The 8603-nt window shown below is 63.8% G+C and carries 11 protein-coding genes; all 11 read left to right on the top strand.

The features are described 5' to 3' along the window. The coding region (locus V7Q81_RS10275) for an FAD-dependent oxidoreductase (RefSeq protein ID WP_333842839.1) at positions 1–946 on the top strand (946 nt) is incomplete at its 5' end. Positions 947–981: 35 nt separating this feature from the next. Further along, on the top strand, positions 982–1596 hold the full coding sequence (gene rsmG, locus V7Q81_RS10270; protein ID WP_333842837.1) for a 16S rRNA (guanine(527)-N(7))-methyltransferase RsmG: 615 nt from the start codon (positions 982–984) through the stop codon (positions 1594–1596). A 26-nt stretch (positions 1597–1622) separates the two neighbouring features. After that, a complete protein-coding gene (locus tag V7Q81_RS10265) occupies positions 1623–2408 on the top strand; it encodes a ParA family protein (protein WP_333842835.1) in 786 nt (261 codons plus the stop codon). 16 nt (positions 2409–2424) lie between these two features. Next, complete coding sequence (locus V7Q81_RS10260; protein WP_333842833.1) at positions 2425–3282, top strand: ParB/RepB/Spo0J family partition protein; 858 nt, start codon at positions 2425–2427, stop codon at positions 3280–3282. A gap of 165 nt (positions 3283–3447) precedes the next feature. Beyond that, entirely contained in the window at positions 3448–3819 is a 372-nt protein-coding gene (locus V7Q81_RS10255) for an ATP synthase subunit I (protein WP_333842830.1), read from the top strand. After that, positions 3816–4571, top strand: a complete 756-nt coding sequence (gene atpB / locus V7Q81_RS10250; protein WP_333842827.1) for a F0F1 ATP synthase subunit A — start codon at positions 3816–3818, stop codon at positions 4569–4571. Before V7Q81_RS10255 ends, atpB begins: the two co-directional genes overlap by 4 nt. A 36-nt stretch (positions 4572–4607) precedes the next feature. Next, positions 4608–4901, top strand: coding sequence for a F0F1 ATP synthase subunit C (gene atpE / locus V7Q81_RS10245; RefSeq protein WP_333842825.1), 294 nt, complete (start codon positions 4608–4610; stop codon positions 4899–4901). 36 nt (positions 4902–4937) lie between these two features. Beyond that, the gene (locus V7Q81_RS10240; RefSeq protein ID WP_333842823.1) at positions 4938–5408 is read left to right on the top strand and encodes a F0F1 ATP synthase subunit B; all 471 of its coding nucleotides are present in this window, start codon (positions 4938–4940) and stop codon (positions 5406–5408) included. Between the two features lie 7 nt (positions 5409–5415). Next, a complete protein-coding gene (locus V7Q81_RS10235; protein WP_333842821.1) occupies positions 5416–5952 on the top strand; it encodes a F0F1 ATP synthase subunit delta in 537 nt (178 codons plus the stop codon). Positions 5953–6011: 59 nt separating this feature from the next. Continuing rightward, the gene (gene atpA / locus V7Q81_RS10230) at positions 6012–7553 is read left to right on the top strand and encodes a F0F1 ATP synthase subunit alpha (protein ID WP_333842819.1); all 1542 of its coding nucleotides are present in this window, start codon (positions 6012–6014) and stop codon (positions 7551–7553) included. A 25-nt stretch (positions 7554–7578) separates the two neighbouring features. Further along, positions 7579–8472 (top strand): F0F1 ATP synthase subunit gamma, encoded by an 894-nt coding sequence (atpG, locus tag V7Q81_RS10225; RefSeq protein WP_333842817.1) that lies wholly within the window; start codon positions 7579–7581, stop codon positions 8470–8472. Positions 8473–8603 lie beyond the last annotated feature (131 nt).

Here is an 8603-nt window from a genome sequence, read left to right as displayed (position 1 = left end):
ATTGGCGGTGGTGCGCTCCATTCGCGGCTTGGAAAATGCCCACATCACCCGGCCCGGTTACGCCATCGAATACGATTATTTCGATCCGCGGTGGCTCAAGAGCTCCCTAGAGACGAAACAGATCGAGGGGCTGTTCTTCGCCGGACAGATCAACGGCACCACGGGCTACGAAGAGGCGGCGGCTCAGGGCCTGCTTGCGGGGATCAATGCAGCGCTTAAGGTCCAGGAGCGGGAGCCCTGGAGCCCACGCCGGGACGAGGCCTACCTGGGGGTCCTGGTGGACGACCTCATCACGCGGGGTGTGACCGAGCCCTATCGCATGTTCACGAGCCGGGCCGAATACCGCTTGAGCCTGCGGGAGGACAATGCGGATCTGCGGCTCACCGAAACCGGGCGGCGGCTCGGTCTGGTGGACGACGTGCGCTGGGAGCGCTTCTGCCGCAAGCGGGACGCCATCGCCCGGGAGCAGGAGCGGCTCAAGAATACCTGGGTCAACCCGCGCTTGCTGGATCCGCAGGCGCAAGCGCGTCTTTTCGGCAAACCCTTGGAGCGGGAGGTCTCTGCCCTGGAGCTATTGCGGCGGCCGGAGGTCACGTACCGCCGCCTGATGACCCTGCCCGGCGTGGGGCCTGGGCTGGAGGATACCCAAGCCGCCGAACAGGTGGAGATCCAGGCCAAGTACCATGGGTACATCGAGCGGCAGAGGGATGAGGTGGCGCGTCAGCGCAGCCTGGAATCGACCCGCCTGCCCCAAGATCTGGACTACACCACGGTGCGCGGACTGTCGGTGGAGGTGCAGCAAAAGTTGAACCTCCACCGGCCCGAAACGCTAGGCCAGGCGGCCCGGATCTCGGGGGTGACCCCGGCGGCGATTTCTCTCCTGCTGGTGCATCTCAAACGGGGTCTCTCCTGCACGCCAAGGCCAGAGCAGAAGAAGCGGGCTTAAGGGAAGCCCGGCGCCTGGAAGAAGGGCTCGCCCGGTTGGGCCTGGGGCTGGCGCCCGAGGGGATCCAGCGCCTTCTCGACTATATCGCCTTGCTGGCGAAGTGGAATCGGGTTTATAGCCTCACGGCGATTTGCGCGCTCGACCGCATGGTCACGCACCATCTATTGGATGCGCTTGCGATTTTGCCTTTGATCGAGGGGCCACGAATCGCAGATGTGGGCAGCGGGGCGGGGTTGCCGGGAATACCCCTGGCCATCGCCCGGCCGGCGCTGGAAGTCACCTTGATCGAGAGCCGCCAGAAAAAAGCGGCGTTTCTCGTCCAAGCAAAAGCGGAGCTCGGGCTCGCCAACGTGACCGTGGCGCGGCAGCGGGTAGAAGGCTGGACGCCGCCCACTGCCTTCGATGGGATCGTCTCCCGGGCTTTCTCGGCACTGCCGCAGCTGCTGCGGCTGGCGGGCCATCTGGTTCGCCCAGGGGGGCAAATATTGGCGATGAAAGGGGAGTACCCGAGGGAGGAGCTGGAGGCAATCCCTTCCCTCTACCGGGTGGAGCAGGTGGTGTCCCTCCAAGTCCCGGGCCTGGAGGCAGCCCGACACGTGGTGCTTCTGCGCAAGGAAGCGCCGCCCGGCGCAGAATCGCCCGAGGCCTGACGTTTTGGCAGGAAGGAAGCGGGACCATGGCACGGATTCTGGCGGTCGCGAATCAGAAAGGGGGCGTCGGCAAGACCACCACCAGCGTGAACCTGGCGGCCAGCCTGGCGGCGGCTTCCCGCCGGGTGTTGCTGGTGGATCTGGATCCTCAGGGCAACGCCACCATGGGCAGCGGCGTGGACAAGCGCAAGCTTTCCCGCACCGTCTATCACGTGCTGCTGGGCCAAGCGAGAATCAAGGACATCCTGATCACCGGACAGCCCTGCGGCTACCATCTGCTTCCTGCCAACCGGGAGTTGGCGGGAGCGGAAGTGGAGCTGGTGGAATTGCCCGACCGGGAGTCGTGCCTCAAGCGGGCGCTGGCGGAAGTGGAAGAGGCCTACGACTTCATTTTCCTCGATTGCCCGCCGGCGCTGAACTTGCTCACAGTCAATGGGCTGACCGCCGCCCACTCGGTGATGATTCCGATGCAGTGCGAATACTATGCCCTGGAGGGGTTGTCCGACCTGGTGCAGACCATCCGTCGGGTGCGGGCCCATCTCAATCCGCGCCTGGAGATCGAGGGGCTGCTGCGCACCATGTTCGACCCGCGCAACACCCTTTCCCTGCAAGTGTCCGCCCAGCTGGTGCAGCATTTCGGCGACAAGGTCTACCGTACCGTGATCCCGCGCAACGTGCGGCTGGCGGAAGCCCCCAGCTTTGGCGTCCCCGTGTTGCAGCACGACCGGACCTCCAAAGGATGTCAGGCGTACCTGGCCTTGGCCGGGGAACTGCTCAACCGGCACCCGGTGCCGGAGGCGGGCCAAACCTAAAGAAAGGGCATCCATCATGGCAAAAGTGAAAGGACTGGGGCGGGGACTGGACGCCCTCCTGGACGCCACTGGCCAAGCCTCCCGATCGGAGGAGGTGCGGACGCTCGAGGTCACAGCGCTGTGCCCCGGGCGCTACCAGCCCCGAGTTCGAATGGACGAGGCGTCCCTCCAAGCCCTGGCGGACTCCATCAAGGCGCAAGGGATCATGCAGCCCATCCTGGCGAGACCCCAGGGGGACGGGCGCTACGAGATCATCGCCGGCGAGCGCCGTTGGCGCGCCGCTCAGTTGGCGGGCCTCAGGGAGATCCCGGTGGTGGTGCGGGAGGTCCCGGACGAGGCGGCCCTCGCCATGGCGCTGATCGAGAATATCCAGCGGGAGGACCTGAACCCCTTGGAGCAGGCCCGGGGGATTCAGCGCTTGACCGAGGAGTTCGGCATGACCCACCAGCAGGCGGCCGAGGCCCTGGGCTACTCCCGCAGTGCGGTCACCAACCTGCTACGGCTTCTCCACCTGGCCCAGCCAGTTCAGGAGCTGCTTCTGGAGGGCACGCTGGACATGGGCCACGCCCGGGCGTTGCTTGCCCTTCCAGCGGCGCAACAGGTGCAAACCGCTCGGCTCGTGGTGGCGAAGCAGCTCTCGGTACGGGAGACGGAGCGCCTGGTCCAGAGAGGCGGCGCCACGGCCGAAGCTCCCAAGGCCCGGCGGGTCGATCGAGACGTGCGCCGGCTGGAGGAGGAAGTGGCTGCGGCGCTCGGGACCAGGGTGGAGATCAAGCCGGGAGCCCGGGGCCGGGGGCGGCTCATCCTGCACTACGTCACCCTGGAGCAGCTGGAACACCTCTTGAGCAGGCTGGGCGTCGCCTCCCGTCATTAATGCAGCGCAGCATGAACAAGGTAAATTATAAGTAATTGATAATAAAATATTTTTCTTCTCTCTCCCCGTTCATTGCGTGCGATCGCCGTTGACGGGCTTTGAGGACGCCCAGTAAAATTTTTAGTCTTTTGCGTGGGCTGCCCGCCGGCGGATGCCCCTGGGGCCGTGAATCGGACGATCGCACGCGTCATCTATGCCCAGATCGCGGTCACCGTGCTCGGCGCGCTGCTCGCGGCCGTCTGGGGAGGGAAATTGGCGGTAGCTTCGGCCAGCGCCGGCGGGGCCATCGGCTTCGTCCCGAGCCTCGTTTACGCGTTGACGGTTCGGGCCGCTGCCGGGGGGACGCTCGAAAAGCAGTGGCGGGCCGGGTACGTGGCGGAATTCTTGAAGATCGTCGTCACCCTGGCGCTCTTTGCGGCGACTTTCATCGCTTTCGCAGAGCTCAGGTTCTGGCCCCTGTTTCTGACCTACCTCGGGACCCTGGGAGTCTATTGGCTGGTTTTATGGTTTGACGTTCCGGTCATCAAACAACGATGAGCACACAAGCGCCTCAGTCCGCCTCCGAATACATCATCGGCCATCTGACCAATGCCAAGATCGGCAGTGGCTTCTGGACTCTGCACATCGACACCCTGTTCTTTTCTGCCCTTTTGGGCGCCATCGTTTTCGGCCTGTTCTACAAAGCGGCCAAAAACGCCACCTCCGACGTTCCCGGCAAATGGCAAAACTTCGTCGAATGGCTGGTGGAGTTCGTCGACAGCCAAGTGAAAGTGATGTTCCATGGCAAGAGCGAGCTCATCGCTCCGCTCGCTCTTACCATCTTCGTGTGGGTGTTCATCTGTAACGCCATGGATCTGCTGCCGATCGACATCCTGGCGGTCTTCGGTGTGCACATGAAACTAGTGCCGACCACCGACCCTAACATGACGTTCGCCATGTCGATCTCGGTCTTCCTGCTCATGATCTACTACAACTTCAAGATCAAGGGGCTCGGAGGTTTCCTGCACGAGGTCACCCACGCCCCCTTCGGCAAGTGGCTCGCGCCGGTGAACATCCTGTTTCGCATCATCGAGGACCTGTCAAAGCCCCTGTCCCTGGCGCTGCGGCTTTTCGGCAACATGTACGCGGGCGAGATGGTATTCATTTTGATCGCCCTGCTGCCTTTTTATATCCAGCCGCTGCTGTCCTGGCCGTGGGCCGTGTTCCACATCCTGATCATTACGCTGCAGGCCTACATCTTCATGATGCTCACCATCGTCTACCTCAGCATGGCCCACGAGACCCACTGATTTCGCTTTCTTTGACCATCAACTTCGGGAGAAAAAATGGAAACAATCGCTATTCTTGGCAACGTGCACGGCCTCGCGATGATCGGTGTAGCCCTCATGCTGGGGCTGGGGGCGCTCGGCGCCGCCGTCGGCGTGGGCCTGTTGGGAGGCCGCTTCCTGGAGGGGCTCGCCCGCCAGCCGGAGCTGATGCCCATGCTCACGGGCCGCTTCTTCCTGGTGGCGGGCCTGGTGGACGCCGTGCCCATGATCAGCGCGGCGATGGGTCTGTACGTACTGTTCGCCGACCCGTTTGGCTTCCTCGCGGTGGTACAGAAAGCGGCCGGCGGCTAATGCGCCGGGTGCCGGGGACTTGAGAGGAGCGCTCCAGTGAACATTAACGTCACGATCATCGGGCAGATGATCACCTTCATTCTGCTCGTCGTGTTCACGATGAAGCTGATCTGGCCCTATTTGATGCGGGCCATGGAAGAGCGCCAGAAGCGGATCGCCGATGGCCTCGCGGCGGCGGAGCGCGGCAAGCACGAGCTCGAGCTGGCAGGCCGGCGCTCGTCGGAGATTCTGCGGGAGGCCAAGCACCAGGCTGCCGAGATCCTGGCGAACGCCGAGCGTCAGTCTGCCCAGATCATCGAAGAGGCCAAGGCTGCCGCCAAGCAAGAGGGCGAGCGGCTGATCGCCAGCGCCAAGGCCCAGATCGAGCAGGAGGTGTTTCGCGCCAAGGAGGCGCTGCGGCAGCAGGTGGCGGCGCTGGCGGTTGCGGGTGCCGAAAAGATCCTGCGCCGGGAGGTGGACCCCAAGGTCCACCGGGACATTCTGGCCCAGATCGAAAAGGAGCTGTAGGCACGCCATGGCCGAGCCCATCACCATTGCGCGGCCCTACGCCGAGGCCGTATTCAAGCTGGCTAGCGAGCAGCAGGCGCTCGCCCGCTGGTCCGAAATGCTGGCGCTGGCGTGCGCCGTGGCCGAGCATCCTCATGTGCGCGTCCTGCTGGGTAACCCCCTCGTGACTCGCAAGCGGCTCGCTGACCTCTTCCTCGGCATCTGCGGCGAAGGGCTCACCGCCGAGGCCCGCAACTTCATCCTGGTGCTGATCGACAATGGGCGCCTTGCGCTGCTGCCCCAGATCCGGGAGCTCTACGAGGAGCTGCGGCGGCAGCAAGAAGGCGTGCTGGAGGTGGAAATCGAGTCGGCCTACGAGCTGGACGAAGCCCAGAAAGCCGAGCTGGTGCAATGGCTCAAGGCGAAGTACCGGCGCGAGGTGAGCGCTAGGGTAAGGGTCGAGCCGGAGCTGATCGGCGGAGTGCGCATCCACGTGGGCGACGAAGTGCTGGACGCGTCGGTGCGCGGCAAACTGCAGGCCATGGCGGCAGCCCTGGCGGCTTGAAGCAGCGGAATTGATGCCGGCGCTGCCTGCAGCGGCGGCGATATTTTCGAGGAGTGACCATGCAGCTTAATCCTTCCGAGATCAGCGAGCTGATCAAGAGCAAGATCCAGAACCTGGCGGTCACGGCCGAGACGCGCACCGAAGGCACGGTGGTGTCGGTGACCGACGGCATCGTGCGCATCCACGGGCTCGCCGACGTGATGCAGGGAGAGATGCTGGAGTTTCCCGGCAACACCTTCGGCCTAGCACTCAACCTGGAGCGGGACTCGGTGGGGGGGGTAGTGCTGGGCGACTACGAGCACATCACCGAGGGCGACACCGTCAAATGCACGGGCCGCATCCTCCAGGTGCCGGTCGGACCCGAGCTGATCGGACGCGTGGTCAATGCCCTCGGACAGCCCATCGACGGCAAGGGACCCATCAACGCTAAGCTCACCGACCCCATCGAGAAGATCGCCCCGGGAGTGATCTGGCGCAAATCGGTGTCCCAGCCGGTGCAGACCGGTCTCAAAGCCATCGACGCCATGGTGCCCATCGGACGCGGCCAGCGGGAGCTCATCATCGGCGACCGTCAGACTGGCAAGACCGCAGTGGCGGTGGACACCATCATCAACCAAAAAGGCAAAGACCTCTTCTGCATCTACGTGGGCATCGGCCAGAAGGCCTCCACCATCAAAAATGTGATCCGCAAGCTCGAAGAGCACGGGGCGATGGACTACACCATCGTGGTGGCGGCTTCCGCTTCCGAATCGGCGGCCATGCAGTACATCGCCCCTTACGCCGGCTGCACCATGGGCGAGTACTTCCGCGACCGCGGCCAGGATGCCCTCATCATCTACGATGACCTGACTAAGCACGCCTGGGCCTATCGGCAGATTTCCCTGCTCCTGCGCCGCCCGCCCGGACGGGAGGCGTACCCGGGAGACGTGTTCTACCTCCACTCCCGGCTGCTCGAGCGCGGCGCCCGGGTGAACGAGGCCTATGTGGAGCGGTTCACCAAGGGTGCCGTGAAGGGCAAGACCGGCTCTTTGACCGCTTTGCCTATCATCGAGACCCAAGCGGGGGACGTGACGGCGTTCATCCCGACTAACGTGATCTCCATCACCGACGGGCAAATCTTCCTCGAGACCGATCTGTTCAACGCCGGTATCCGGCCCGCCATCAACGCCGGCATCTCGGTGTCGCGAGTGGGGGGCGCGGCCCAGACCAAAGTAATCAAGAAATTGGGCGGCGGCGTGCGTCTAGCGCTCGCCCAGTACCGGGAGCTGGCGGCTTTCGCTCAGTTCGCTTCCGACCTGGATGAGACCACTCGGCGGCAGCTTGAGCGGGGGCGCCGGGTGACGGAGCTGATGAAGCAGCCCCAGTACTCCCCCCTGTCGGTGGCCGAGATGGCCCTGACCCTGTACGCAGTGAATAACGGCTACGTGGACGACATCGACGTCAAGCAGTGTCTCGCCTTCGAAGCGGGCCTGCGCGCCTACATGAAGAGCCAGCATCCCCAGATCCTGGCAAAGATCGAGGAGACCAAGGACCTGGATGGGGACACGGAAAAGGCGCTTGCCGCGGCCATCGAAGCGTACAAGAAGACTGCCACCTTCTGAAGAGCTGCTCGAGGAAGATCGCGCCATGGCCGGAAGCCGCGAGATACGCAACAAGATCAAAAGCATCAGGAACACGCAGAAGATCACCAAGGCGATGGAGATGGTGGCCGCCTCCAAGATGCGCAAGGCCCAGGAGCGCATGCGCGCCTCGCGCCCCTACGCCCTCAACATCGCGCGGGTGATGATGCACCTCGCCCGGGCCCATACCGAGTACAAACACCCGTTTCTCGTCAAACGGGAGCAGGTGCGGCGCGTGGGCATCATCGTGGTGACCTCGGACAAGGGGCTGTGCGGCGGCCTAAACACCAACGTGCTGCGCCTGGCAGTCAACCAGATGAAAGAGTGGCAAGCGCGCGGGATCGAAATCGACGTGTGCGCCATCGGCAACAAAGGCTTCGGCTTCATGCAACGCATGGGCGCCAACATCGTCTCCCACGTCACCAACCTGGGCGACACGCCCCACCTGGAGAAGCTGATCGGGCCGGTCAAAGTGCTGCTCGATAGCTACAGCGAGGGCCGGATCGACGAGCTGTACGCCTTCTACAACCGCTTCGTCAACACCATGCGCCAGGAGCCGATGCAGGCCCAGATGCTGCCCATTCCCCAGCAGCTCACGGACTACGAGGGCAAGCCGATCACCGGACTGGCGGGCACCGGCCTGTGGGACTACCTGTACGAGCCCGAGGCCAAACCCCTGTTAGACGCCGTGTTCACCCGAGCGACGGAAGCCCAGGTGTACCAATACGTGGTGGAGAATATGGCCTCAGAGCAGAGTGCCCGCATGGTGGCCATGAAGGCTGCCTCCGACAACGCGGGCAACCTGATCGACGAGCTGACGCTGATCTACAACAAGACCCGTCAGGCGGCCATCACCAAAGAGATCTCGGAGATCGTAAGCGGCGCGGCTGCGATCGCGTGAGAGAGGTGCGTGTTGGCGATCGGGCGAGGCTAACGTGAGCGCAGGCGAACGTTACGACGAGACCAGATCGCAGACAGCGCGGCTGCGATCGCGTGAGAGAGGTGCGTGTTGGCGATCGGGCGAGGCTAACG

Origin of the sequence: Pelomicrobium sp. (genome assembly GCF_036803785.1) — a bacterium.
Lineage (GTDB): Bacteria > Pseudomonadota > Gammaproteobacteria > Burkholderiales > UBA6910 > Pelomicrobium.
This window is presented reverse-complemented; position numbering and strand designations above follow the sequence as displayed.

Excerpts from the sequence above, each read along its gene's own strand:
- V7Q81_RS10265 (WP_333842835.1), top strand. The coding sequence starts at position 1,623 with ATGGCACGGATTCTGGCGGTCGCGAATCAGAAAGGGGGCGTCGGCAAG.
- V7Q81_RS10260 (WP_333842833.1), top strand. The coding sequence starts at position 2,425 with ATGGCAAAAGTGAAAGGACTGGGGCGGGGACTGGACGCCCTCCTGGAC.
- atpB (WP_333842827.1), top strand. The coding sequence starts at position 3,816 with ATGAGCACACAAGCGCCTCAGTCCGCCTCCGAATACATCATCGGCCAT.
- atpE (WP_333842825.1), top strand. The coding sequence starts at position 4,608 with ATGGAAACAATCGCTATTCTTGGCAACGTGCACGGCCTCGCGATGATC.
- V7Q81_RS10235 (WP_333842821.1), top strand. The coding sequence starts at position 5,416 with ATGGCCGAGCCCATCACCATTGCGCGGCCCTACGCCGAGGCCGTATTC.
- atpA (WP_333842819.1), top strand. The coding sequence starts at position 6,012 with ATGCAGCTTAATCCTTCCGAGATCAGCGAGCTGATCAAGAGCAAGATC.
- atpG (WP_333842817.1), top strand. The coding sequence starts at position 7,579 with ATGGCCGGAAGCCGCGAGATACGCAACAAGATCAAAAGCATCAGGAAC.